Annotated in this window: 20 protein-coding genes; 7 read left to right on the top strand and 13 right to left on the bottom strand. The window is 58.8% G+C overall.

Annotation, left to right across the window (positions count from 1 at the left end):
- Positions 1-129 precede the first annotated feature (129 nt).
- Positions 130-708, top strand: a complete 579-nt coding sequence (locus VSQ83_RS08575) for a TetR/AcrR family transcriptional regulator (RefSeq protein WP_326426031.1) — start codon at positions 130-132, stop codon at positions 706-708.
- A gap of 169 nt (positions 709-877) precedes the next feature.
- Here VSQ83_RS08575 and VSQ83_RS08570 read toward each other — a convergent pair whose 3' ends face one another.
- From VSQ83_RS08570 to bcsQ, 9 genes are read right to left on the bottom strand one after another with little or no spacing between them, the layout of a single operon-like run.
- Positions 878-2017, bottom strand: a complete 1140-nt coding sequence (locus VSQ83_RS08570; RefSeq protein WP_442800227.1) for an alginate O-acetyltransferase AlgX-related protein — start codon at positions 2015-2017, stop codon at positions 878-880.
- An 11-nt stretch (positions 2018-2028) separates the two neighbouring features.
- A complete protein-coding gene (locus VSQ83_RS08565; RefSeq protein WP_133078192.1) occupies positions 2029-3444 on the bottom strand; it encodes an MBOAT family O-acyltransferase in 1416 nt (471 codons plus the stop codon).
- Positions 3445-3462: 18 nt separating this feature from the next.
- Positions 3463-4101 (bottom strand): alginate O-acetyltransferase AlgF, encoded by a 639-nt coding sequence (locus VSQ83_RS08560; protein WP_326427691.1) that lies wholly within the window; start codon positions 4099-4101, stop codon positions 3463-3465.
- Positions 4102-4121: 20 nt separating this feature from the next.
- Complete coding sequence (locus tag VSQ83_RS08555; protein WP_219261277.1) at positions 4122-4790, bottom strand: SGNH/GDSL hydrolase family protein; 669 nt, start codon at positions 4788-4790, stop codon at positions 4122-4124.
- Positions 4791-4807: 17 nt separating this feature from the next.
- Positions 4808-8740, bottom strand: a complete 3933-nt coding sequence (locus tag VSQ83_RS08550; protein ID WP_326426027.1) for a cellulose biosynthesis protein BcsC — start codon at positions 8738-8740, stop codon at positions 4808-4810.
- Entirely contained in the window at positions 8716-9954 is a 1239-nt protein-coding gene (gene bcsZ, locus VSQ83_RS08545; protein WP_133078188.1) for a cellulose synthase complex periplasmic endoglucanase BcsZ, read from the bottom strand. The genes VSQ83_RS08550 and bcsZ overlap by 25 nt, the downstream gene beginning before the upstream one ends.
- 6 nt (positions 9955-9960) lie before the next feature.
- Positions 9961-12228, bottom strand: coding sequence for a cellulose biosynthesis cyclic di-GMP-binding regulatory protein BcsB (bcsB, locus tag VSQ83_RS08540; protein ID WP_133078187.1), 2268 nt, complete (start codon positions 12226-12228; stop codon positions 9961-9963).
- A complete protein-coding gene (gene bcsA / locus VSQ83_RS08535; protein ID WP_374105690.1) occupies positions 12228-14450 on the bottom strand; it encodes a UDP-forming cellulose synthase catalytic subunit in 2223 nt (740 codons plus the stop codon). Before bcsA ends, bcsB begins: the two co-directional genes overlap by 1 nt.
- Positions 14447-15652, bottom strand: a complete 1206-nt coding sequence (bcsQ, locus tag VSQ83_RS08530) for a cellulose biosynthesis protein BcsQ (RefSeq protein ID WP_326426024.1) — start codon at positions 15650-15652, stop codon at positions 14447-14449. The genes bcsA and bcsQ overlap by 4 nt, the downstream gene beginning before the upstream one ends.
- 351 nt (positions 15653-16003) lie before the next feature.
- On the opposite strand from bcsQ, the gene VSQ83_RS08525 reads away from it, so the two are divergent.
- Together VSQ83_RS08525 and VSQ83_RS08520 are read left to right on the top strand one after the other, a co-directional pair.
- On the top strand, positions 16004-16210 hold the full coding sequence (locus tag VSQ83_RS08525; RefSeq protein WP_219261274.1) for a hypothetical protein: 207 nt from the start codon (positions 16004-16006) through the stop codon (positions 16208-16210).
- A 227-nt stretch (positions 16211-16437) separates the two neighbouring features.
- The gene (locus VSQ83_RS08520) at positions 16438-16866 is read left to right on the top strand and encodes a glycine zipper domain-containing protein (RefSeq protein ID WP_133078184.1); all 429 of its coding nucleotides are present in this window, start codon (positions 16438-16440) and stop codon (positions 16864-16866) included.
- A gap of 98 nt (positions 16867-16964) precedes the next feature.
- Here VSQ83_RS08520 and VSQ83_RS08515 read toward each other — a convergent pair whose 3' ends face one another.
- The gene (locus VSQ83_RS08515; protein ID WP_326426020.1) at positions 16965-17372 is read right to left on the bottom strand and encodes a hypothetical protein; all 408 of its coding nucleotides are present in this window, start codon (positions 17370-17372) and stop codon (positions 16965-16967) included.
- A 101-nt stretch (positions 17373-17473) separates the two neighbouring features.
- On the opposite strand from VSQ83_RS08515, the gene gltP reads away from it, so the two are divergent.
- Positions 17474-18805, top strand: coding sequence for a glutamate/aspartate:proton symporter GltP (gene gltP, locus VSQ83_RS08510; protein WP_133078183.1), 1332 nt, complete (start codon positions 17474-17476; stop codon positions 18803-18805).
- Between the two features lie 158 nt (positions 18806-18963).
- On the opposite strand, the gene VSQ83_RS08505 is transcribed toward gltP, so the two are convergent.
- From VSQ83_RS08505 to VSQ83_RS08495, 3 genes are read right to left on the bottom strand one after another with little or no spacing between them, the layout of a single operon-like run.
- On the bottom strand, positions 18964-20346 hold the full coding sequence (locus tag VSQ83_RS08505) for an LLM class flavin-dependent oxidoreductase (RefSeq protein WP_133078182.1): 1383 nt from the start codon (positions 20344-20346) through the stop codon (positions 18964-18966).
- A gap of 35 nt (positions 20347-20381) precedes the next feature.
- Positions 20382-21227, bottom strand: coding sequence for an amino acid ABC transporter permease (locus VSQ83_RS08500; protein ID WP_326398230.1), 846 nt, complete (start codon positions 21225-21227; stop codon positions 20382-20384).
- Positions 21224-22045 (bottom strand): ABC transporter substrate-binding protein, encoded by an 822-nt coding sequence (locus tag VSQ83_RS08495; protein WP_442800226.1) that lies wholly within the window; start codon positions 22043-22045, stop codon positions 21224-21226. Before VSQ83_RS08495 ends, VSQ83_RS08500 begins: the two co-directional genes overlap by 4 nt.
- A gap of 340 nt (positions 22046-22385) precedes the next feature.
- On the opposite strand from VSQ83_RS08495, the gene VSQ83_RS08490 reads away from it, so the two are divergent.
- From VSQ83_RS08490 to VSQ83_RS08480, 3 genes are all read left to right on the top strand, one after another.
- Positions 22386-22667 (top strand): hypothetical protein, encoded by a 282-nt coding sequence (locus VSQ83_RS08490; protein ID WP_133077248.1) that lies wholly within the window; start codon positions 22386-22388, stop codon positions 22665-22667.
- A gap of 231 nt (positions 22668-22898) precedes the next feature.
- Positions 22899-23360: a GNAT family N-acetyltransferase gene (locus VSQ83_RS08485; RefSeq protein WP_326426018.1), complete on the top strand. Its 462-nt coding sequence runs from the start codon at positions 22899-22901 to the stop codon at positions 23358-23360.
- 55 nt (positions 23361-23415) lie between these two features.
- Positions 23416-24351, top strand: coding sequence for a LysR family transcriptional regulator (locus tag VSQ83_RS08480; RefSeq protein ID WP_326426016.1), 936 nt, complete (start codon positions 23416-23418; stop codon positions 24349-24351).
- The last annotated feature ends 65 nt before the right edge of the window (positions 24352-24416 follow it).

The following is a 24416-nucleotide window of genomic DNA, read 5'->3' as shown; positions in this document are numbered from 1 at the left end:
ATGCGGCCTGTCGATCGAAGAGGCTTTATGATGATGATCAGAATCTAAATCGTCAACTATTTTGATGATGGTCGACATCCATGTATATTGGGCGCTTGATTGTCAGTGGTTTGAACGAGGCATAAAGCGATGAGGGTCACAAAAGCACAGGCGCAGGCGAACCGGGCACACATCGTCGAGACGGCTTCCAGGCTGTTCCGCGAGCGTGGCTATGACGGTGTGGGGGTGGCGGATCTCATGGCCGCGGCCGGCTTTACCCATGGCGGGTTCTACAAGCACTTTGGCTCAAAGGCTGACCTGATGGCTGAAGCTGCCGCGTGCGGACTGGCAAGCTCGCTGGAAAAAAGCGCAGAGCACGATATTGCCGGGTTCTTTGACCAGTACCTCTCCCGCCAGCACCGTGATGCGCCGGGAGAGGGTTGCACCTTGGCGGCCTTGTGCGGGGACGCAGCGCGACAGCCTGAAGAGGTCAAGACAACCTTTGCCCAAGGGCTCGAAAACATGCTGGCCGCCGTTGAGCGCTCAGGTGCCACGTTCGCCGGCGTTGAGCCACAGGACATGCGGGCCAGGATAATAGACACCATGGCCCATGCCATTGGTGCGATCGTGCTGTCCCGGGCCTGCCCTGATAACAGCGCGCTGGCAGATGAAATTCTCGAGGTTTGCCGCAAGCAGATTCTCGGCCCCATGGCCCCCCGCGACTTGTAGTCGCTGAGGAGCGTAGCGTGGCTGCGATTGATCGCGAAGCGGTCGCAAAACCGGAACACGCGGTGTGCCTGAAAAACCGAAGAGGCTGACTTTACGACTGCTGCGTCTCAGTGGCGCACCAAACCTGACGCAGCCTCGCACGGATCGTCAGCGACTACAGACCGGCGATTTACAACAGCCTGATCACGTCGCTGTAAGGCGTTTGCAAATCACGTTCGGGGATTTCCCAGATCACAAGCGCAGGGGGCGTCTGTTTGAATGCCGGGTTATTGAAGTAGTTGTTGGCACCACCGGAAAACTCGCCTCCATCCTTGGCAAAGTCACCAATCGGCGCACCCAGGGCCTGTTGCATAAACCCGGCGAAATTGGAGTTGCGAGAAAACGAAGTGCCAATCAGTGCCACATTCGGCAGGTTATCGTCGCCAAACAGGTCATCCAGACTGTCTGCATCACCCTGCGATTCCCCGGCTTTCTCACTGAACCGGCTCGCCGCCACAGACTCGGCTGCGGGTTGCAATCCTGCTGGCAACCATTCAAGACCGGCCAGGCGAACCAGATCTCCCGGGCGACGCGCCGGGTCTTGCCGTGCCGTTTCATAATCCTTGTGGGGTGTGGCAGTGATCCCCATCGCCTGTACCCGCACAGCGATGGCCTTGGCCGCCGCCGAGGCGCCCGCCTCACTCCAGTGGGTGTCAGTGCGCAGGTAAGCTTCGCTGCCCAGTGATTGCAGGGCTGGCGCCAGATCCAAAGCACTTACCCCTGCCTTGTTCAGCGCTTCAACCCAGGCCACTGCGCGATTGTGCAACTGCACCGGCCGACGCAAATCGCACAGCTGCCCGCTGGCAATACGGCTCTTGTCCGGGACCACGGCCACCAGCAAGCGGATGCCTCGCAACGACAGTTGCTGCTGGATATCACGCACCGCCGCCGCCTTGATCTGTGCATTGGCCTGAGCATGACGGTTGATGCGCATTTCATCGGTCAAGAACAACCAGCCATCACATCCCGGACGGACCCGTGCGCCGGTGTCGTGCAGCATCAGCCAGCTCGCGCCGCGTTCCAGATCTGCCGCCTTTCGCGGCACCCCAGCCTCTGACAACTGCTTGGCGATCTTGTGGGTGACCTCGCCATGCAGCACCGCGTCGCGGGTCAGGTCGGGGGGCAGCATCTGGACCTTGCCGCTGATCAACAGCCACATCGACGAGGCAAAGCTGACGGCCAGAAATACGACAAACACAACGCCGCCCAACCTGCTGACACGGGCGGTGAGTTCAGTCGGTACAGCCGGTTGGGGCGTTGAAGAAGACATGGGCGCGGCCATCAGAACTGGAAGTAGAGGAAGGGCACCGCCTCGCGGCTCGCGATCAACGCGAACGAGAGCAGAAAACCCGCCACCGGCCACAGGGCCGCTATAGGAACAAACCACACTTGAGTACCAAAACGCTGCTCAACACGGTCCTTGAACAGCGGCGCGATAATGCATGCCACGCCGAGCAGCGCCGCCAGGCCGTGAGCCGAGCGCAGCGTCACGGCCAACGCGTCGCCCAAGGCAAACCCGTGCAAACCGAACTGGCCGGCATACATAGTCAGGGCCGATGCAAAATCCGGCGCACGGAACAGGGTCCAGGCCATGAACACAAACAGCAGTGTCAGGGTATGGGAGAACAGTGGAGGAATACTCGGCAGGTTCGATCGCGACCACAACCGGTCCACACACAGCGCCACCCCGTGAGCGGCCCCCCACAGCAGGTAATTCCAGCTATCGCCGCCATGCCAAAGCCCGGCAATGGCCATGGTCAGGAACAGATTGCGATAGGTCTTCCAGGCCCCGTTACGGTTACCGCCCAGGGCGATATACAGGTAGTCGCGCAACCAGCTGGACAAGGACATGTGCCAGCGCCGCCAGAAATCCTGAATGCTGCTGGCCAGGTAAGGCTGGTTGAAGTTTTCCGGAAAGTGAAAGCCCAGCATCAGGCCGAGGCCGATGGCCATGGCGCTGTAGCCCGCGAAGTCGAAAAACAGTTGCAACGAGTAGGCCAGGCAACCGATCCAGGCGTCGACAAAGGACGGATTATCCAGATGGAACGCCACATCCACCAATGGCGACAGAGTATCTGCCACCAGCACTTTCATGCACATGCCGACCATGAAACGGCGTGCGCCCAGAGAAAAATTCTGCCAGTCGAAATAGCGCCGGGTCAGCTCACGACGCACCCAGTCATAGCGAATGATCGGACCTGCTATGGAGTGGCCGAACATCGAAATATAGGTGGCGTAGTTGATGAAGCTGCGCTCTACTGGCACCGTATGGCGGTGCACATCCACCAGATAGGAAATGGCCTGCAGCACGATAAACGACAGCCCTGCCGGCAGCGCCACACGCTGCCACTCCAGGGGCATCGCGCCCGGCCAGGTAATCCATTCCATCCAGGTTGCAGCCAGGATATTGGCGTACTTGTACCAGCACAGCACTGCGGTGTTGAACACGATCAGCGCAATCAACAGCCGCACCCTGCCCTTTGAGTCTTCGCGGGAGCGATCAATCAGCAGCCCGCCGACCCAGGCAACGATGGTCAACGCCACGTGCAACGCGAGGAACATCGGGTTCAGCCAGCCATAGAACAACCAGCTGCCGATCAACAGAATGACGTTACGCCACTGGGGCTTGCCCAGGGCGTAAATCAGCATGAAGGCTGGCAGAAACAGCGTCAGGAACTCGAGTGAGGCGAAGACCATGGCAGCGGCAGAATCCGATCAGTGGGACAGAGTGTCCGTTGCGCTCAAAAGACGTGGCCCGCTGGCAGAAGGCACCAGCAGCACGCTGTAGCATTCCCCCGCCTTGAGCATGCCCAAATCCAGCGCAGCACCCACATTGGCGTTGGCGCACACCAGTTGCACCGAAAGGTTCACCGGATTGATCGAGCGCCGTTGCAGGCTGGCGACGGGCACCGCCTTGAACAGATCGGCGCTGCGCCCGGCAGGACGCAGACTGGCATCGCTGCAGGATTTATCGACGTTAACGAACGCAAGCGAAGCCTTGAGGCCGTTGAAATCGTCAGGTGTCTCACGCACGGCGACTTGCTCGATACCCGCACCCTGCGACACGACAACAATCGTCGCGAACTCCCCGGGCTCAACCTTGAGATCCAGCGCCAGCTGTTGCCCGCCACTGACCAGAGAACCCTTGACCGGACTGGTCGAGTCCACCGGGAACAATAGCGACGCCGGCTGCGCCACTTCAAGGCGCAACGGCGGCTGTCCTGCCTGGCCGATGACGTCCAGGGGCGCCGTGGTGGCGTTGACGAAGCGGATGAAGGCTGCGTCCTGGCTGGGGCCGGTGGGATACAGGGCAAAATCGGCAGCCAGGGTGCACATGCTACATAACAGTGTCATCGCACCCGTCAGTGGACGAATCACTTCTTCTCTCCCTTGGCGCTGACCGCTTCAGGCGGCAGTTTGCCCAACGCATTGCCGATGGCATTGGCCCAGGACTTGTAGCCCGCAACAGTAAAATGCTGGCCGTCAGTGGTCACCCACTGCCCGGGCTTGGAGAACTCCAGGGAGTCGATGTAGGTACAAGGCGCGACGTTGGTTGCCAAAAACGCGGATATCAGTTTGGTGCGCGCATCGTTTTTCTTGTACATGCCGCCTTCTTTGCCCCACGCCGGGCCTACCCATGCGCATTTGGCACCGTTGGCGGTGATTTCCTTGGCCAGTGCAGACACGTTCTGCCACGCCCAGGCCTTGGGAAATACCGGCTTGTCGTACGAGGCCATGGTGTCGGCAATCACAAGCACCACCAGGTCCGGCTTGTCGGCGGCAATCAAGTCCTTGATTGGGGTTGTAGTCGCATCACGCCCCTTGATCACAATCTTGCCGCTGCCTTTTTCTTCAGCCCCACAATCGACTTTTTTGGTGATAAGCCAATCGCCAGCGCTGGCCCCGCACGCGCCAATCGAATGCACATTCGCGCCTTGCTGGGTCAAGTTGGCGTGCAGTGGTTCCATCAGGTGATTGGCCAGGCTCATGTGACTCTCCCCAAGAACAAGAAGGGTCATACCGGCTAGAACGGATGAAGGCATTTAAAGTCTCCAGGACATCAATTGGAATAAGGGGAACTGTAAGGGCTGACCGGCAGCGCCATCGGGCCGTTCATGTCCTCAAACATGTAACGCAAGTACATGGCACCCGTGACTTGCTGGTAGTCCTGGGCATTGTCCAGACCAAGATTGGCCCCCAGAAAAAAGTTTGAACCAAACTTGTACTCACCGGCTGCGGAGAGACTGTAACCAACCCCAGCCTTGCTCTCGCTGGAGTAGCGCTGGTCGTTTTCAGCTTGCAGCGTGCTGTCGCCAGGGAAGTAGTCCGCACCCGCCTGATGGGAGTACTGGACACCCACCGAACCCTTGACCTGATAGCTGAGGCGCTCGGTGCGCTGCGACCAGGCCACCGGCACCCCAAGGGCAAAGTAGCTTTGCGGGCTGAAATAGCCGCCGTGACCGTAGGTAAAGAAGTTCTGGTTATTGTCGAAGCTCATGCCAGTGGCGCTCAGGCCGAGGGTCAGCTTGCTGTCTTCATCATTTTGCAGATACCAGTAAACACCGGCGCCCAGTTCGGCACGGCTGTTGGACTCTACGTTATGGCCCAACAGCTTGTGCCACGCGCCGTAGCCATAGGCGCCAATCGCCTGGTCGTCGTAGCTCAGTTGGCCACGACCGCCGTTAGCCGTCACACCGCCCCACGACTGCCCGCTACGTTCATCGGTAGTACCGGCGAACGACGTCACGCTGTCGATTACCGGACGGCGCGAGACGTTGACGCCATAGCGCACATTGGAATTGCTGGCGAGCGGGCGATCCACACTCACACCACCGGCGACGGTGCTGTATTGAAAGCCGATTGGCGTAGTGCCGATGTCAGCCTTGATGCCTTCATCCGGACGAGCGAAGCCAACGCTCACACCCACACCACTTTCACGCTGGGCACCAATACCTTCGGTTGACGCGTTGCCACTGCCGAAGCGTTCAGCGGCATACACACCCACCCGTCCTGCGTTCAGGGATACCGGCGTCACACGCACAGCGAGACGGTTGTCACCTGCCGGGAAATTAATCTCCAGCGGCGTCTCGATATCGGTCATCTTGCCCAGGCCCGGCTCGCTGTCATTGGTGCGCACGGTCACACCCTGAGTCACGTAAGCACTGCGTTCCTGAAGGATGCTGTCCAGTGCACGCTGGGCAGAACTGGCCTGATCTACCGCTACATTGACCGTGCCTTGCGGCGCGAAAGGATTGGCCCCGGCATTGCCAAATCGCCCGGAGGGCACGGCCGCACGGCTCGGGATTGCGGCTGCCACGCGGGCTTGTTGCTGACCTGGATAGACGTCTTGGGGCAATAACGAATTGCTGCCTGCGCTATACGATGCCGAATCCAGCACGGCTTGCGCCGGAGCAGGAATCCCGTCGATCGCCCCGCGGCCAACCTGATTACCCGGCCCCGACAAACCTGCAAAAGGGTTGGGCGCCGCGCCCGTACCGGCAGCCTGCGTCGCCAGGCTGCGTTTTTTCTCGGTCTGCTCGAGGTCTACGGCCTTGCGCAACAGGTGGGTGGCTTGAGCAGACTTGCCCATGCTGCGGTAGATCCGTGCCGCTTCGGTCAAGGACTGCGGGTCGTAGTTTTGCAGCTTCACGAACTGCTCCAGCGCACGTTCGGCGTAGCCGTTATCACGGGCCAGAACGGCGGCGTCCGCTGCATTGAGCAAGATCTGCGGGTCGTTTGGCTGACGCTGCAGCAAGGGTTTGTACAGCTCGAATGCCTTGGCATTGTCACCGCTGCTGACATACATGCGCGCCAGTGCCGAAACCGCACCCGCATCCCCGGGGCGTGACGCCAGCGCCGGTGCCAACGTGTCATAAGCGCCTGCCAGATCACCGCCTTCACGCAGCAGGTCTGCCTGACGAATACGATACTGGTAAAGCAGATCATCGAAGCGCTTGCGTGTAGCAAGGCTCATTGGCTGATTTTGCAGGCCCCGCAGAATCGAATTGACCTGAGCATCATTGCCCGTCTTCAACAGCAGATTGGCGTACTGCAACATCAGGTCAGCGGACGGTGTCGGTGTCTGGCTAATGACGTCGCGCATCATGGTCAACGCACGTGTGGCGTCACCGGTGTCAACATAGGCCGACGCCAGCGTCGCCATCCGGTCCGGGCTGCGGCTGGCCATCGGTTGCAAACGATCAAGCAGGGCCAGGGCTTCCTGACGCTGGCCGCGCTTGGCCATGGTAGCCGCGAGTTTGACTTGCACCGTCAGGGTAATCTGGTCGGCCAGCTCGCTCATATCGGCGGTGCGGCGGCCCGCAGGAATGCGACTGATGGCGGCCTGGGCAGCGTCCCACTGCTCCATTTCCACCGAGAGCAAAGCGCTGGTGTAAAGCGCGTCAACGTCGTTCGGATGCGCCTTGAGGTAGCTGTCGATCAGGTCTCGGGCTTTTTGTGGCTCGCCGGTCTTGAGGTAAAGGCGGGAGAGGTCAAAACGGGTCCAAACGTTATCCGGGTCGTCCTTGACGGCTTGCACCAACGCCTGTTGCGCACCACGGGTATCACCCCGCTGTTCGGCCAATGCAGCCGCCTGGGTGGAGCGCAGCGCACGCAGCCGACCACCGCCGCCCATTTCGGCCTGCTGGGCTGCAGTCAGGGTATCGAGCAAGCGCAATGCCTCATCGGCCTGCCCCGATTGCGACAGAACACTCACAAGCCCTTGTACGGCCTGCGCATTATCTCGCTGCACACTCAATACTTGGCGATAACTGGCCTGGGCTTCATCCAGTTGACCGTTCTGGGCCTGGAGATCTGCCAGGGCCAGGCGCGCTTCGACGCCTTTAGGGTTAAGACGCATGGCCTGCGCAATGTTCTGCCGGGCCTTGTCGGGTTGAGCCTTGGCCTGGTTGCGCGCCTGTTGCAGCAAGGCCCAGTAGCGCACGTTGTCCAATGCGGGCTTCCATCGCGCCCCCCCATTGCCAATGGCACGGTTGAGCAACTGTTCAGCCTCAACCAGACGATTCTGTTGTTGGCGCACAACACCAAGACCACCCAGTGCATCAGGGTCATTGGCCTTGATTTTCAGGCGTGCGGCGAAAGCTTGCTCGGCACCTGCCTGATCGCCTTTTTCAAGGGCTTGCAATCCACGTTCTACCAGTGGATCTGGTTGCCAGCTCGCTACCCGGCCAGCAGTGCTGGCTTTCGATTTACCTTTGTTCAGTAGATCGCGTATTTCCTGATCATCCGGATGAGCCTTCAAAAAAGCTTCGAACAAAGGTGCCTGGGCAGCGCTCGGAGGACCGGACCACACCAGCGCCAGACGCCAGCTCTCGTCAGCGTCACCACCGATGTCGGGCCGCGTCGACAGTTTGGCCAGGGCACGAATACCTTCGGGACGAGTGTCTTCGTGACGAACCAATTGCTTGGCAAGAAACAGCGCCAGAATCGAGTCATTCGGCGTTTCGTGCAGCAAACGCTCCATGCCTTTGCGAGCTTCCGGCCAGCCTGCAGGGTTGAATGCAAGGTTGTTGTAATACTCTCGGCCTAAAGTGCCTGACGGTGTGCGCCCGGCAAAGAGTTTGCGAAACACCTGAGTCGCCTGGTCACGCTGGTCGCTATCGACCAGACGGCGAGCCTCGGCTTGAAGCGCGATGTTCTGCGGCTCGGTAAGGGCCAGGTCCTGTTCCAGCTGCGCAGCCAACCAAGGGCGGGGCGACAAAGCCTGCAGGCGTTCCAGGTATTGCCTGGCTTGCGCAGACTTTTTCTGCTTGATGCTGGCAAGGCCCATACCGTAAAGGGCGTCGACTTGATTGGGGTCCAGACGCAACACTTTTTCCCAAGCTTCAGCAGCTCGTAGTGAATTGTCACGGCCCTGCCAGTACTGGCCCTGCTCGACCAACTGCGATTGCACGTCCCTTGTGTCGGCGTGGACGGCAGTGCTGATCATGGCGGTTAAAAAACCTATGGCTAGCGAGTGGCGGTGCGGACGCATGACGTCTCCCAAGACAATTTGAGTGTTCCGTCATCACGAAACTGAAAACGATTTTCAGCCCAGCCGAGTGCGAACAAGCTGAGCATGAGGTTGTAATACAAAGGTTCGGTACGCTCGCCGCCGACAGTGGCCAGTGCCTTGTCCAACGCTTGTACGGTTCGACGTTGCTGGGCCTGTGCCAGCCAGGGCTGACCTTTGGTCTGGAAGTACGGGATCAGCGCAGCCGAGAACCCGAACGGCCCCTGGCCCTCGAGTGCACCGCTGATGACCTGGACTTTTTCCGGTGGAATACCGGTGGACGCAGTACTGTTTGACATACCGTCCAGCATCGCCAGCAAGGGGGCTGCCAGTGGATCGGACTTGGGCGTCATGCCTGCCCACAGGTACACGCGAATCGCGTCATAACTGCCCTGCTCGCCTGTGATCGGATCAACCACGAACAAACCGGCTTTCGGCCCGGTGGCACGGTAACCAACCCAGTCGGCCACATAGCCTTTGGGGCTGGAAGCCTTGATCATTTTCACCGTGTTTTCGGCTATTTCTTTCCAAGGTCCGGCCGGTGACTCCTTGGCCAGTCGACGCAGCAGCGGCAATGGCAGGTAGCTGGGATTCAACCGCCACAGGTGGTCGGGCTGCACGAAACCCTGTGGCCCCGGCAACACCATTTTGCCCAAACCGGGCAAGCTCACTATCAGTTGGGTTTCTATGTTTGCAAGCAGCTGCAACGCAGCTTCGCGATAGTCCGGCCGCTGCCACAAACGCGCTGCCTCCAGCAGCGAATAAGCGATCCACAAATCCGAATCGGACGCCGAGTTCGCGTCCTGCAATTGCCATGTGCCGTCCTTGCCCTGCCCCCACAGCCAGCCCGGCAGGCGCTTGCTCACATCGGCACCTGCCATGTTGGCCAAGGTCCATTGCCACAGCTTTTCAAAGCGCGCCTGATCGTTGCCTATCAGTGCGAAAAGCATCCCGTAGGATTGACCTTCGGAAGAGCTTTGATTGACCTGCGCACTGGACTCCAGCATCCGGCCGTCAGCCTGCACAAAATGCGAGGCATAGGTCTGCCAAAGCGGCCACTGAGCATTTTTGCACGCCTCGTCTTGAGCCACCGCAGGCGTCAGCGTGAACGTTACGAAAGCACAGGCAAGCAAACGAAGCGCCGTATGCAGGCGCCTCGTTGAGGTTTTATTGCGAAAGATCGCGAAGAAACTCATGCCCTGTCAGCCGCCCAGACGCTTGTTGGCACGCGCGCGCAATGCCAGATAGGCCAGACCGCTGAGCAGGATCACACCCAGGCCGGTCAGTATCAGCGCCAGTACCACGTGGCGCGACATCAGCCATTGCAGGTATTTGATCGGGCCCAGGCTACCGACGTAGTACTGCTCGTCCGCAACCAGTGGCTCGATATTTTTACCGCGTACCACCACCAGGCTGCCCTGGATCGACTGGGTGTAATCCTCACCACCGATCAGGGCATTGGTCGCGTCGGCCAGGCCCTGGGGCTGACCACTGGCGATCACCACGACGCTGCGACCGTTTTTGAGCGGTGACTCGAATCCGGTGAGGTAGGTACTGCGCGCACCACCGGAAAATGCCATCGCCAGCCGGGTTCTGCGCAGATTGGCTTCAGGGTCGGGGCTGAACCAGTCACGTACCCGCATTGGCAGGTCGGACAGATGAAAACTCTGCAGTCCTTCGCCATCGGCAGCGGGCAGACGATCAGCCCATTGCGTCAGCAACGGCTGATTGGCACCGGATGCCAGCACCAGCAAGTCCTTGTCCGCAGCGCTCCCAACCTGCGCGGCCTGGATCACCTGTACGCCGGTGGCCGGGTAACCCGTGGAGCTGCCGAAACGACCAAGTACAGTCAGGTAGGCATCCAGGTCCGCGGTGCCTGCGTTATCCGGCAACACCACGGCTGTTTGCGACAAGTCGGCCAGGCGGGTGAACGGGAATCCGGCATCCTTGAACACGCCAAGGTTGGGCATGGCGATAAAGTGGTCGTAGCCGCTCACATCGATGGTCGACTCGGGGTCAATGGCCCCACGCATGTTGTCGATGATGATGTCGTTACATTCCCCCTGCTTGATGTAATCGAACATGTATCGCAGCTGCAGCCGTGACTGCAGGGCAGTCGAGTTCAACGCCAGCATCACGGTGGTTTCGCGGCCAAGGCTGTCGTCGGACTTCAGCGCGCTGAGTACGCCGCTCGGAAGCTTGTCCTGGGACGGCAGGTTCTGCGACTGAATCAGCGCATCGTTGAAACTGATGATGAACGATGAGTTGTTGGACTTCTCTTGAGGCGTGTAACGGTACTTGAGGTTCAACGGCGCACCGCCTTCGCGCCAGGTAAACAGGTCCGGGGCAAAGTTGAGCGGTACGGTAATGTCGCCCGGGTTGTAGCCGGACACCGCCAGTTCCTTGGCTGGCAACAACTCACCCAGTTTTACCGGGCGATCACTGGGCAACCAGTTCGGTGCGTCATAGGGTTTGCGTGGCTGCACCACATCCAGGCGGTCGATGACAACGCTATTGCCCGACAAGGCCTGATTGCCCAGCACCAACGCCGTTGCAGCGCGCTTGAGCTCAGCTCCGTCGCGACCGCTGACGACCAGCAACTTGCCATTGGCGTCATTGGGGTTGGTCATTACGGTCAGGGTCGGGCCCTTGGCGGGCGGCAGGCTCAGGCTGTCGATCTGAAGGGCATCCGGGCCACTGACCAGCACCACGGCATTGCCGCTGGCCGGAATCCGGTTGTAACCCGATGAGAACCGCGCACCACGATAGCTGGCCTGGGCACCCAACCACGACGACAGGGCTCCGGCGGCTTCCAGCGTGGCATTGTCGGGCGCAGCGGCGAACACGAACGGCAAGTCCAGGGGACGGGCATCGCGACGATCAAAAAACGGCAGCGGGATAATCGACAGGTCGTCAGGCAAGGCCAGCGGCGATACGTCGATGCCCAACTCCGAAGCATTGCTGATCTTGGCCCACAGGCTGGAGTGCTGGGGGTCCTCGCAGCTCATGGTGTAGTGCCCGATAAATTGCAGGCTCAGGCGGTTGAACTCGGTAATCAGATGAGCCGGGATCTCTACAACCTGTTGCTGCAGTTGCCCGGCCTTGTCCTTGGGCAATGGCAGGCTTGCGGCCACTTCATCGTTGACCAGCACGTTGATTTGCGACAGCTCCGCCAGCAGCGCCGGGGAGTAGGAGTACTGCAGGTTCAGCCTGGCGCCGGTGACGATCGAGTCGGCCCGCACATCGAAGCTGACGCTGTCTGTCGCCTCCACTCCACGCAGGTTCATCGGATAATTGCGGCCCAATTGCTTGAGGGTAACGGTGTAGCTTTTCGCTCCGGGCGCCGTGGCCGCAGACAGGGTTTGGGCACTGGCAGCGCCAGCGCTGAAAGCCAGCAAGGCGCACGTCAGGCGGGCCAGCGCGCGGCGCAGATCGCGCAAGGCGGCGAAGGCTGAAGACGTTGAATTCATCACTTGTCCAGGACATTGTCTAGCGTGGAAGGGGTGACGCGGCGACGGCGCAGCAAGCTGCGCACTTCCATGGCCGAGGCTTTGAAAAGTTCGTGGATACCGCGCAGGCCGATACGACCGACCTCACGCAAGGCGACAAGCGGGGTATCGACCTGCCCGCTGCCCCAGGTCGAAGCCCAGGTGTCGGCGCGGGAGAATGTAAGGCGTACCAAGTCACTCTGCTGACGCAAGGTCAGGGCATCAAACTGCACGCCCGCCAACTCGCCGCGACTGAACACGACCACTGCCGGGAACACACTCGAGTGTTGATTGCGAAACAGGGAAATCTGTACCTGCTCACCCTGAGGCAAGCTGACGCCTTCCGGCAAAATCAAACCCATGCCTTTTTGCGAAAAGTCCTGGGTTACACCCTCTATCACACGGCCATCGGCACAGGTCAGGCGCACAGGCAATTTGGCTGCTACCCGCGGCTCAGCACGTACCTGTCGGGTTTCGCTGGCCACTGCCACTGCAGCACTGGTGATGATGACGTTGTAGAGCGTCCACATCAGGTTGATCAGCACCGTGGTTGTGGCGCCCTCCTCCCCCATTGCCAGCCGCGCGATCCCGTAGGCCATGCCCGCGAGGTTGAGGGTCAACAGCACGATGTATGGGCGGGCGAGTTTCCAGTCGAAGAATTTCTCGTCGATGATCCCGCCCTTGTCGGTCACGTTGAAACCACCATGCTTGGGATCGACCAGCGCCACCAGCACCGGCCCCATGATGTACCAGGCCAGTACGGTCTCGTAGACCTCGTTCCAGAACGAGTGGCGGAAGCGCCCCTGAATGGTGGAGTTGGTCAGGCTGGCATGGAAGATATGGGGCAATGCATAGGCCATGATCATCAACCCCGCGGCGTGGAAAATCTGCGCGTCGAAAAACAGGAAGGCCAGCGGCGCCGTCAGAAATACCAGGCGCGGCAAACCATAGAAGAAGTGCAGCATCGCGTTGAGGTAGCACAGGCGCTGCCCCAGGTTCAGACCCTTGCCGAACAACGGATTGTCGGTGCGGAAAATCTGCGCCATGCCCCGGGCCCAGCGAATGCGCTGGCTGATGTGGCTCGACAGACTTTCCGTCGCCAGGCCCGCCGCCTGGGGAATGGCCAGATACGCCGTGTTGTAGCCGGCGCGATTGAGTTTGAGCGCGGTGTGGGCATCTTCGGTCACGGTTTCTACTGCGACCCCGCCAATTTCCATCAGCGGCTTGCGCCGGATCACAGCACATGAGCCACAGAAGAATGTGGCGTTCCACAGGTCATTGCCGTCCTGGACCAGGCCATAGAACAACTCGCCTTCGTTCGGTACCGAGCGGAAGGTATCGAGGTTCTTTTCGAACGGGTCCGGGGAAAAGAAAAAGTGCGGCGTTTGCAGCATCGCCAGCTTCGGGTCTTTCAGAAACCAGCCAATGCTCACTTGCAAAAACGAACGGGTCGGCACGTGATCGGCATCGAAAAAGGCCACGAACTCACCGCTGGTGATCTGCAACGCTTCGTTGAGATTCCCGGCCTTCGCATGTCGGTTGTTGTCACGGGTGATGTAGTTGACATTGATCTGCTCGCAGAACTCGCGAAAGTCTTCGCGACGCCCGTCATCGAGCACGTGGACCCGCAGCTTGTCCTGCGGCCAGTCCATGGCCTGGGCGGCAAAGACAGTCAACTTCACAATATCGAGGGCTTCGTTGTAGGACGGGATGAACACGTCAACTACCGGCCACTCGCTGGGCGGGCTTTTGAGCAATACCGGTTGGCGGCGCAGCGGCCATGCCGTCTGCAAGTAACCGAAGATCAGCACCACCAAGGCATAAAGCTCGGCCAGTACCAGGCCGTAGCCGAACGCGATGTCGATCCACTCATCGAAGTCCAGGGTCGCCGTCAGACGCCAGTACATGTAGCGCAGCGAAGCAGTCAGCGACAGGCAGATCATGATCAGGATGGTCAGCCGGCCAGGGATCCTGCGCAATATCAGCGCCGCACCAAAGCAACCGAGTGCAAAGATGCACTGGGCATAGAAATCAAACGGGGCGGTGACGATCAATAAGCCCACAAGCGTGCAGAACGCTATCGTGCCAATGGTCAGCGCGCGGCGTGCCACAACGGGCCATCGTTCAATACGATCAGCCACGGACTGCGCCCAACGTTGCAGACGGGTTTGTACAACGGGCGGCTCAGTGCTGGTCTTGATCACAGAGCGGACATCGCTGTAACAGAGCCGTTCTCAAACCCGGCCTTGAGTTGTTTACCCAGCCATGCCATATCCTGGCAGGCTGCAGATGCGTTCGGTGAAGCCAGCGGGTTACGACCATAGGCCAGCGACTCGCCCAGGGTGTTATCCAGTGCAACGACTCCGAGCATCTGCCCGCCCAAACGACGTTTGAGGACCTCAAGCATGTCCCGCGAAAACTCGCGGGTGGCATCGAACTGATTGACCACGTAGTTGCAGGCCGGGGACTCAGGACGGGTGGGGACGGAGCCCATCAGGCGATCCATCTGATCCAGGGCAACAAAGCTGGCAGCGTCGGCGGTGGTGACTACGATCACTTGATCAGCCACATCCAGCGCTTGCTCCAGATACATCGAACGGCCGGTCGGTGTGTCCAGAATCACCACGTCGTTTTCATCCAGATTCAGGCGAGCCAGCTGCCGGGCCAACCAATGGCGATCCTGGCTCATGTCCCGTTCCAGGGCACAACGTTCGTCATCGCTCAATACGCCGTACGGCAGCACTTGAGCACCGTCGAAACCCTGCTGAAGTTTGTCGGCCCAGGTGGTGCCATCCTCGCTCGTAGTGCCCATTCCCGTCACACCGGATTCAATCCCGAGGTGGTAGTGCAACGCATTTTGCGGGTCAAGATCGATGGCGATGGTTTTGCATGCGTCCAGACACAAGCTGCTGGCCAACCCGGCGCCCAGAGTTGACTTGCCTACGCCACCCTTGGCCGAAACCAGCGCCACGATATGTGCCTTGCACTTCGGCACACGAGCCCCAAGCTGTGCCTGGGCGTGCATCTCGGCCTGGCGGGCAAGGGCGACTTCGGCGAGCAGGTTACGCAACGGGGTTGCAACGTCCCCGGAGGTCATCAATGGTGCTTCAGGCTGGGGGCGCGATGACTCAACGACTGGCATTGCAGATTGCATGACGGGTTGCGCTCCCGGCGTAACCACCGAAAACGGTAACGACCGGAATGGCGCCTGTTCAATTTTCGGCTCGGCCGCCATGTTCTCGATTACTTGAGCCACAACTTCAGGCAAAGGCGCTGGCTCGGCAGGCAGCGGCATCTTTTGCGGTGCTGCGCACGGGTAGTCGAACGGGGTTTCGAACTCGTGATAGCTGTCTGAAGTCGCGCCAAATCTACTGAATAGATTTGATATGTCGTCTTTGTGGCTCATAGGAAGGCTTCCTGCTTTCTGACTGTTAACGACCCATGACCAGCCGCAGCGCGCCAAAATAAGCCATCACAATGGCATCGTCAATAAATTGAACGAAATAGGATTAGTATCTTGGTAAACACGTAATAAATAAACTTATTAGCCATTTAATTGACGCGAATCAGGATTTATATTTGGCGCTGCTGACGCTGTGTAAATCACCAATACTCCGACCCGACTGCCCCGGCCTGGTGCAGGCAGACGGATGGACCGGGATCCGGGTTCTGAGCACTTCACGCGGGCACCGATCCTTCTACACTGGATAAAGTTGTCGGAAAAAGTGAAATGCGGATCAGAAATAAGGAGAACAGTATGTCTGAGCACTTCAAAGGCCTGAGGGGAGATACCCCCTTTGGCGCCGCAAGCCCGCAGAGCCAACGAGAACTGGCTGTTGCCGCGGCTTTAACCTTGATCCAGGCCAAGGTTCTAAATTCAAGCAGTGCCGGGCAGCTTCAATCAGAGCTCAATCGGCTGAGCAAGTATGCTGATCAGATTCAGGCCGCACTTGAGGTCAAGTGAAGGGAGGCTTTCATACGGCTGACATAAATCCCTCACCTTGCGCTATTGCTGTTCACTCAAGAGCAACGCTGCCACAAAGACTGGAACCTGTCGCCGCAATAGCTTGTTACAGCTTTATCAGCCACAGTGGTTGCCAACATAGAACTTGGGGGTTATCGCCCCGTCTATATTCTCAGGCATCCCTAATGTAGCGGGTGCACTGATTACTGCCCATTGAGGTATATAAGATGCGAATGACACTACCTGCGCTAGTTCTGGGCCTTTTGTTTGCACAAGGAGCAATGGCTGCCGGTGACGGAACCGCCGCTGTCGGAGGCGGTGTTGGCGGCGCGTTGGGTAATATCGTGGGCCAACAGCTGGGGGGGTCCACGGGGGCCGCCGTTGGTGCCGGGGTCGGTGGCGCTGCAGGGAGTGCTATCGGCGCGCCACGAGGCAGCAAAACCGAAGCCGCCATTGGTGGCGGTCTCGGATCGGCCGGCGGATCGGTCATCGGCAACAGACTGGGAGGCTCTACTGGCTCCACCATCGGCGCGGGTCTTGGCGGTGCCGCTGGCGGGGCGATAGGCAACAATCTTGCCGACGATGGCAGCAAGCACAACTCCGGTGGCAAGCATCACAAGAAAAACAAAAACAAGAAGAACAAGCACCGCCGATAAACCAGGCTCAATGTCGCAATGCTGTTCAAGTGTGGGAGCGACCTTGCTCGCTCCCACAAAGTCAGGAATCGCTTAAGTCACAACTTTGCAACTCAGTGTCAGGCTTTTTCAAAGTGCTCCTGATGCTTCACCCATTCCTCATGCACCTCCAGATAGCAAAACCCTCTCCTTGATGGCTTCAGGTGGCGAATGCACGCCAGCCCGTCGAAATCCGACCAGAATAAATTGCGCCTTTTTACCGAGGTTGCTTGCTCAAACACCCCCTGGATCCAGCCCTTCATTTCTCCTGCCAAAAAACGCGTCACGTCTTCTGCAAGGGCCGGTGCACGGCACTTATGCCTCCCGAAATGGCGTATTCGAACAGCTTTAAACCATGCGTTTTTTTGATTAATGCCATGCACATTGAGCATAGGGTAGGCATTTACAGCATTAGACGGCGCCCTCCGGCATTGGAATAGTCGCGCCGCCTGAGCGGTCTGCCAGTGAGCGACAAGCACCACTTCCAAGCGATCTATCCCGGCTATTTACACAGATTTTTCGGTAAATGAACGTTCCTGTTCAGGCAATTACCTACATCAAACTGAAGTAAAGGTAGAAAAAAAATAATATGAAGAAGGCAAAACTTAGCCTCGCCTGGCAGATCCTGATTGGTCTGGTCCTCGGGATTGCAATCGGCGCGCTGCTCAACCATTTCAGTGCTGAAAAGGCCTGGTGGATCAGTAACGTTCTGCAACCTGCCGGCGATATCTTTATCCGTCTGATCAAGATGATCGTAATCCCAATCGTGATTTCTTCACTGGTTGTCGGGATTGCAGGCGTGGGAGATGCGAAGAAGCTCGGTCGTATCGGTTTTAAAACCATCATTTACTTCGAGGTGGTCACCACCATCGCGATTTTGGTCGGCCTGGTGCTGGCCAACGTGTTCCAGCCAGGTGCCGGGATCGACATGAGCACCCTGGGCACAGTCGATATCTCGAAGTATGCGGCCACGGCGGCTGAGGTCACCCATGAACATGCGTTCATCGAGACCATCCTCAACCTGATCCCATCCAACATCTTCGCGGCCATGGCTCGCGGTGAGATGCTGCCGATCATCTTCTTCTCGGTGCTCTTCGGTCTCGGTTTGTCGAGCCTGAACGCCGAACTGCGCGACCCGCTGGTGAAAACCTTCCAGGGCGTGTCCGAGTCGATGTTCAAAGTCACTCACATGATCATGAACTACGCGCCAATCGGTGTGTTTGCCCTGATCGCCGTGACCGTCGCCAACTTCGGCTTCGCCTCCCTGGTGCCACTGGCCAAGCTGGTGGTGCTGGTTTACGCGGCCATCCTGTTCTTCGCCTTTGCGGTACTGGGCCTGATCGCCAAGCTGTTCGGCTTCTCCGTGATCAAGCTGATGCGCATCTTCAAGGACGAACTGGTACTGGCTTACTCCACCGCCAGCTCCGAAACCGTGCTGCCGCGCGTGATCGAGAAGATGGAAGCCTACGGCGCACCGAAAGCGATTTGCAGCTTTGTGGTACCGACCGGCTACTCGTTCAACCTTGACGGTTCGACCCTGTATCAGAGCATCGCGGCAATCTTTATCGCTCAGCTGTATGGCATCGACCTGTCGCTCAGCCAGCAACTGCTGCTGGTATTGACCCTGATGGTCACCTCCAAAGGCATCGCCGGTGTGCCGGGCGTGTCCTTCGTGGTGCTGCTGGCCACGCTGGGCAGCGTGGGTATCCCGCTGGAAGGTCTGGCCTTTATCGCCGGTGTTGACCGTGTGATGGACATGGCCCGTACGGCCCTGAACGTGATCGGTAACGCCCTGGCGGTACTGGTAATTTCCCGTTGGGAAGGCATGTACGACGACGCCAAGGGCGAGCGCTACTGGAACTCGCTGCCGCACTGGCGCAGCAAGGAACAGCTGCCGGCCGGGGAAGTGTCGAACACCTGAAAAAGTGATCCTCAGGTTTTGTGAGCTTCACAAAACCTGAGGGAACTGGCTTGAATGCGCTGGCATCACTTCGACGTACCTGAAAAACCATACCGTCGGCATCGCGAGCAAGCCCGCTCCCACAGGGACTTCGCTCGCGCAAATCAACAACGGCTGACCTAACGCCCTTGATCAAAACGGAACGAAGCTCCATACGCTGACGCCGGTAAATGACTGGCGCCGTCGGCCCGCAGCCGTGAACGGAACGTACCGCGCTGAGGTTCGGTGCGATACAAGCCACGTTTCTGCAACTCGGGAATAATCAGCTCCACAAAGTCTTCAAGGCTGCCAGGGCTGATCAGCGGATTGAGCATGTAGCCGCTGGTACCGCTGATGCGAGCGTGTTCTTCGATCCGGTCTGCCACCTGTTGCGGGGTGCCTACCAGAATCAGGTCACTGCCACGTGTGACGTTGGCAAAGCGCTGTTTGACGTCACCGGCCGTCAGGGGCTTGCCACTCCCATCTGCACGCATCACATAGGACGTCATGCCTTCGGTGTGAGTAGACAGAGCATCACTGTCGGCGTAACGGCTAATGTCGATTCCGGTATCACCCGCATAACTGACCAGTTGCGCCTGCAAGTGATAATTGCTTTGCAGCTCGTCATATTTGCGCTGAGCATCGATTTCCGTTTTGGCGGTCACAATACGCAGCACTGTCAGCGACTTCACATCTTCGGCCGGGCGACCGAGCGCCTGGGCCTGGGCCCAGATTTCCTCCAGCCCCTGACGAATCTCATGGGGGTCGGACTTGGCAACAAAGATCAACTCGGCGTGCTTGGCTGCAAATGCCCGGCCACGGCCTGACCAGCCAGCCTGGATCAGCAGAGGCGTTCGCTGCGGCGACGGGGACGTCAAATGCGGACCCGCCACCCGATAATGCTCGCCTGCATGGTTGATCGGCCGAACCCGATCACCACGGGCATACAGCTGGCGCGTCTTGTCGGCAACCACGGCATCATCGGCCCAACTGCCCTCCCAAAGCTTATAGGCCACATCGAGAAATTCCTCGGCACGCTCATAGCGATCATCGTGCTTGATCATCTGCTCCAGCCCGAAGTTTCGGGCAGCACTGGACAGGTATGAAGTGACGATGTTCCACCCTATCCGGCCATCCGTCAGATGGTCCAATGTGCTGAAGCGCCGGGCATGGGTAAAGGGATGCTCGTAGCTGGTGGTCACCGTGACGCCAAAGGCCAGGTTTTCAGTTACCGCAGCCAGTGCCGGGATGATCATCAGCGGGTCATTTGCCGGCGCTTCCACGGCCCATTTCATGGCCGCCTCGGCATTGCCGCCAAATACATCGTAGAAGCCCAGAACATCTCCGAAAAACAGCATATCCATGTGCGCCTGATCGGCAATACGCGCCAGATTTGACCAATAGCCGAGCGAATTGATGCTCAATCGCTCGTCAGCCGGGTGCGTCCACAGGCTTGGCGCGCCACCACAGCCAACACTCGCTTGCTCGTAGAGCGCAAACAACAGAGGTTTTGGATCGGACATCTTGATACCTGAGAAGAATAATTAAGAGGATGGCGTTACCGCTGACTTATGAACCCTTTGCCGTAGTGGCGCTCGAGGCGGTTCTGCACCAGTTCGAGCCCGATCGACATCAACCAATAGATAACGGCGGCGGTGGTGAGCATTTCGATGTAGCGATACGACGAACGCCCGTAGGACTGCGCCAGGAACATCACTTCCCACACGCCCATCACCGAAATCAGCGAGGAGTCCTTGAGCATTGAAATGAACTGGCTGGTGGTCGGCGGCAAAATCGTGCGCATGGCTTGCGGCAGGATGATGTGCAGGAATGTCGCCGTCGGCGACAGCCCCAGCGCCATCGCTGCCTGGCGTTGCCCGGGGGCCACGGCCATGATCCCGGCGCGAAAAATCTCGCTGAGGTAGGCACCGTAATTGAGCGACAACGCAATGATGCCCGCGCTGATTGCCCCCGGAACAATGCCGATCTGGGGCAGGCCCAGGTAGATCAGCAGGATCTGGATCAGCAGCGGCGTCCCGCGAAAAAATGACGCGTAGAAGCTCGCGATCCCAAAGGCCACGGCGCTGCGTGAAAGGCGCGCAAGCGCCGTCACAAAACCGAGCAGCAAGGACAACCAGATCGAACAAAAGCACAGGAACAACGTCAGCGCCGCGCCTTGCAGAAAGCCGTTGGGGCCCAGGTGCAGGCCCATCAGGTTCGGCAACTTATCCAGGATGATCGACAGCTTCAGGTCGAAGCTCATGAAGAACATGACGCACAAAGCGAACAGCACCGCCCACGTCAGATAGAGCCGGGTGCGAAAGCCAAACAGCTGGCTCAAGCGACGGGGTTCGGTCTTGGCGAGTGAATGTGTCTTGGCGGGGTGTGGATTGTGGGCTGTCATTGGCTGATATCGGAACCGATCCACTTCTGTGAAATCTTGCTCAGGGTTCCGTCGGCCTTCAGCCCGGCAATGGCTTCAGTCACCTTGGCACTCCACTGCGGATCGCCCTTTTCAATCGCCACCACGTTGGGTTCTGCGTACAGCGCGGGGCCAGCGATCTTGAAGCGCGGATCCTGGGCAATCCGCTCACGGGCCGTGATCAGATTGGTGACCATCGCATCCAGACGCACCCCGCTGCCCAAGGCCAGGTCCTGGAACGCCACGGTTTCATTGTCGTACGGGGCAATCTGGACATTCTCGAACGGGTAGCTCAACGGCTTGTCTTCGGCGCCTTCAATCACCAGGTCCTTGTTCAGATAGGCTTCATAGGTGGACGCGCTGATCACGCCCACTTTTTTCCCGGACAAATCCTTGCCTTCAACGATGTGGTTATCCTTAGCGTTCACCACGATCACTGCCGGCGACTGGTAATACTCGACCGGAAAGTCGAACACTTCAGCCCGGGCCTTACTCGGGGTCATCGAGCACACGCAGATATCGTAACGCCCGCTCCAGCGGCCTGCGGCGATGACATCCCAGGACGGTGTTTCCAGCTTGAGCTTGACCCCCAGGCGCTGCGCCACGGCCTTGGCGACGTCAACGTCAAAGCCGTCCAGCTGGTTCTGATCGTTGAGAAAGGAGAATGGCGGATAGCTCTCCATCAGCACGCCCGTCATCTCCCCTTTTTGGGTTACGCGATCCAGGGTGGGGCCCGCAAAAGCCGTTGCACAGGTCGCGAGCAGAGCGAGGCCGAAAGGTAAGAGCGCCGTTGTTTTCAAAGACCAATACTCCAATCATTTCAAAGTCATTTGAATAGATTAAAACGTACTATAAATCTCATTTGTACTTGTTTTATGGAATAAAAACCTCGCTTCGAGCTATATCGAATGACACTGAAACCTCACCAGACAGGCTGCTCGCTTCGACGCAGGTTTGAGCGGTTAAACAGGGTTGGCGCTGAGCCCTCCCCTGGCTTGCCAGCGCGATACGTGTCACACGGATTTTATTTCCATGGCCAGGTGCTATTGCATAACCGCCAGAGTCCGGTAGAACCTTGGTGATCAGCGCAAGAACGTGCAGAGACTTGCCATCGATTTCGGCAATTGAAGGAAAAGCATCATGGATACGGAAAAACTCAAGACGTTGTTGAAACCCTGGCTCTCAGCAGAGACATGGCACAGCGGAGATCAAGTGGACGATCAACGCTTTCACCTGGCGTTAAAAAGCGCATTCGATGAATTTGGCGTACACATCAGCTCAGATGACTTTCAGCAGGCCATTGTGCTTTGCCTGCATGAGTACCGACCGAGGGACGTCACGTCATACGAAAACGATGTCGAAGAGTTCGCGCAGCGCGGCGAAGACATCGCCAGCTATCTGACCGACCTCAAGCCACATTGATTCTCCCGCCGCTTCACTGCGCCAGTCGCTCCCAGCCTGGCGAAAGTGCTCATCGCGGGTCTGACGATAGATGTTCTGACCCGCGAGGTTGAGAAGGCCACGCCGCGAAAAACCTCCATGGCCGCCAGCGGGTGGCCATGGGGCAGGATAACGACCCTGGAAGTAGGCTAACGTGTTGCGACACAGATGCCCGTCGGGAAGTATCAGATTCCGGCAACCAGAGAGACCGCCATGATCCGGCTAGCTGAAGCACACGATGAACCCAACATCCGGGACTGCGCCGAACAGGCTTACGCGCGCTATGTACCAGCTATTGGGCGCAAACCTGCGCCCATGGTTGCTGATTTTGCCGCGCAGATTGCAGCTGGCGCTGTCTACGTCGCGACGGATGAGCACTGCACCTTTCAAGGGTTCGTTGTGTTTCATGCCAGGGAGGAGCATATCCTTCTGGAGAATGTGGCCGTCCTGCCCAGCGCAACCGGACGCGGCGTGGGCAAATCGCTCATTGCCTTTTGTGAAAGCGCCGGCCGCGAGCGCGGCATGCAGGCCGTGCAGCTTTATACCAATGTGATGATGGCCGACAATCTCCTGATCTACCCCAAGCTCGGGTATGTAAACGTTGGGCAACGCACTGAAGACGGATTCAAGCGCGTCTATTTCGAAAAGCTGCTCACGATTCCAGACTCGATCTGACCTGTGCGCCAGCAAACGATCAGGATTCAAATAACTGTTTCGCGGGACTCTGACATTGGAATTAAGACAGCTGCGCTATTTCGTCAAAATCATCGAGCATGGCAGCCTCGGGCGGGCGGCACTGGAACTGGACGTTGGGGTGTCAGCCCTCAGCCAGCAGATCTCCAAGCTGGAAAGCGAGCTGTGCACCCGCCTTCTGAATCGCACCACCACTGGCGTGACGCCGACAAGCGCCGGCCTCGGGTTTTTACACCACGCCCAACTGACACTGCGCCAAGCGCAAAACGCCATCATGGCCGCCCATCGCGGGCGAATGAGTGGCTACGTGAGCGTGGGCCTGCCGCCCACCACCGCAACCGTTCTTGCCTTGCCGTTGATCAACGCAATGCGTGCCCGGTATCCGGACATACAGCTGCATCTGGTAGAAATGCTATCCGGGCACCTGGCTGCACAGCTCAACGCCAGACAAATCGACCTGGCCATTCTGTTCCAGCTCGAAGGCGGGAAACGCTGGAGTGTGACACCCCTTCTGGACGAAAAGCTGTTCGTCATTGCCTCCCCCACTCTGCCCCAGGCTCCGTGTGGTGACAGCGTGCAGTTGGCAGACCTCGGTGGCTTGCCGCTGGTAATGCCCAGTGCACAGCACGGCTTGCGTTCAGGCTTGGTGAACGCGTTCGAGCGGCTCGGGCTAACACCCAATGTCATCATGGAAGTGGACGGTCTTGCCGTTCTGATGAACGCCGTCCGGGCCGGTCATGCTGCGACCATACAACCGGGCGCCGCCGCCGCATTGAAAGACGAGTCTGGACTCTCACTGGTCAGAATTTCCGATCCCCATGTGGGGCGACGCAACCTTCTGGCCACACTGGCTGAAGACGAATTGTCCCCAGCCGCGCTGGCAACCCGGTTGGTCATCGTCGACGTGGCGCGACAACTGGTGGTCGACAAACAGTGGCCAGGCGCAACGTGGATTGAGGAACAGGACCCTTGATTCCCCGTTCAACCTCGAGCTGAGCGGCATCGTGTACCGGTAAGCCTTTAGAAAAACTGAACACC

Origin of the sequence: Pseudomonas sp. DSV-1 (assembly GCF_035830915.1) — a bacterium.
Classification (GTDB): domain Bacteria; phylum Pseudomonadota; class Gammaproteobacteria; order Pseudomonadales; family Pseudomonadaceae; genus Aquipseudomonas.
This window is presented reverse-complemented; position numbering and strand designations above follow the sequence as displayed.

Coding starts and splice junctions, on each gene's coding strand:
- VSQ83_RS08575 (WP_326426031.1), top strand. CDS start 130: ATGAGGGTCACAAAAGCACAGGCGCAGGCGAACCGGGCACACATCGTC.
- VSQ83_RS08570 (WP_442800227.1), bottom strand. CDS start 2,017: ATGTCTTCTTCAACGCCCCAACCGGCTGTACCGACTGAACTCACCGCC.
- VSQ83_RS08565 (WP_133078192.1), bottom strand. CDS start 3,444: ATGGTCTTCGCCTCACTCGAGTTCCTGACGCTGTTTCTGCCAGCCTTC.
- VSQ83_RS08560 (WP_326427691.1), bottom strand. CDS start 4,101: ATGACACTGTTATGTAGCATGTGCACCCTGGCTGCCGATTTTGCCCTG.
- VSQ83_RS08555 (WP_219261277.1), bottom strand. CDS start 4,790: ATGCCTTCATCCGTTCTAGCCGGTATGACCCTTCTTGTTCTTGGGGAG.
- VSQ83_RS08550 (WP_326426027.1), bottom strand. CDS start 8,740: ATGCGTCCGCACCGCCACTCGCTAGCCATAGGTTTTTTAACCGCCATG.
- bcsZ (WP_133078188.1), bottom strand. CDS start 9,954: ATGAGTTTCTTCGCGATCTTTCGCAATAAAACCTCAACGAGGCGCCTG.
- bcsB (WP_133078187.1), bottom strand. CDS start 12,228: ATGAATTCAACGTCTTCAGCCTTCGCCGCCTTGCGCGATCTGCGCCGC.
- bcsQ (WP_326426024.1), bottom strand. CDS start 15,652: ATGAGCCACAAAGACGACATATCAAATCTATTCAGTAGATTTGGCGCG.
- VSQ83_RS08525 (WP_219261274.1), top strand. CDS start 16,004: ATGTCTGAGCACTTCAAAGGCCTGAGGGGAGATACCCCCTTTGGCGCC.
- VSQ83_RS08520 (WP_133078184.1), top strand. CDS start 16,438: ATGCGAATGACACTACCTGCGCTAGTTCTGGGCCTTTTGTTTGCACAA.
- gltP (WP_133078183.1), top strand. CDS start 17,474: ATGAAGAAGGCAAAACTTAGCCTCGCCTGGCAGATCCTGATTGGTCTG.
- VSQ83_RS08505 (WP_133078182.1), bottom strand. CDS start 20,346: ATGTCCGATCCAAAACCTCTGTTGTTTGCGCTCTACGAGCAAGCGAGT.
- VSQ83_RS08500 (WP_326398230.1), bottom strand. CDS start 21,227: ATGACAGCCCACAATCCACACCCCGCCAAGACACATTCACTCGCCAAG.
- VSQ83_RS08490 (WP_133077248.1), top strand. CDS start 22,386: ATGGATACGGAAAAACTCAAGACGTTGTTGAAACCCTGGCTCTCAGCA.
- VSQ83_RS08485 (WP_326426018.1), top strand. CDS start 22,899: ATGATCCGGCTAGCTGAAGCACACGATGAACCCAACATCCGGGACTGC.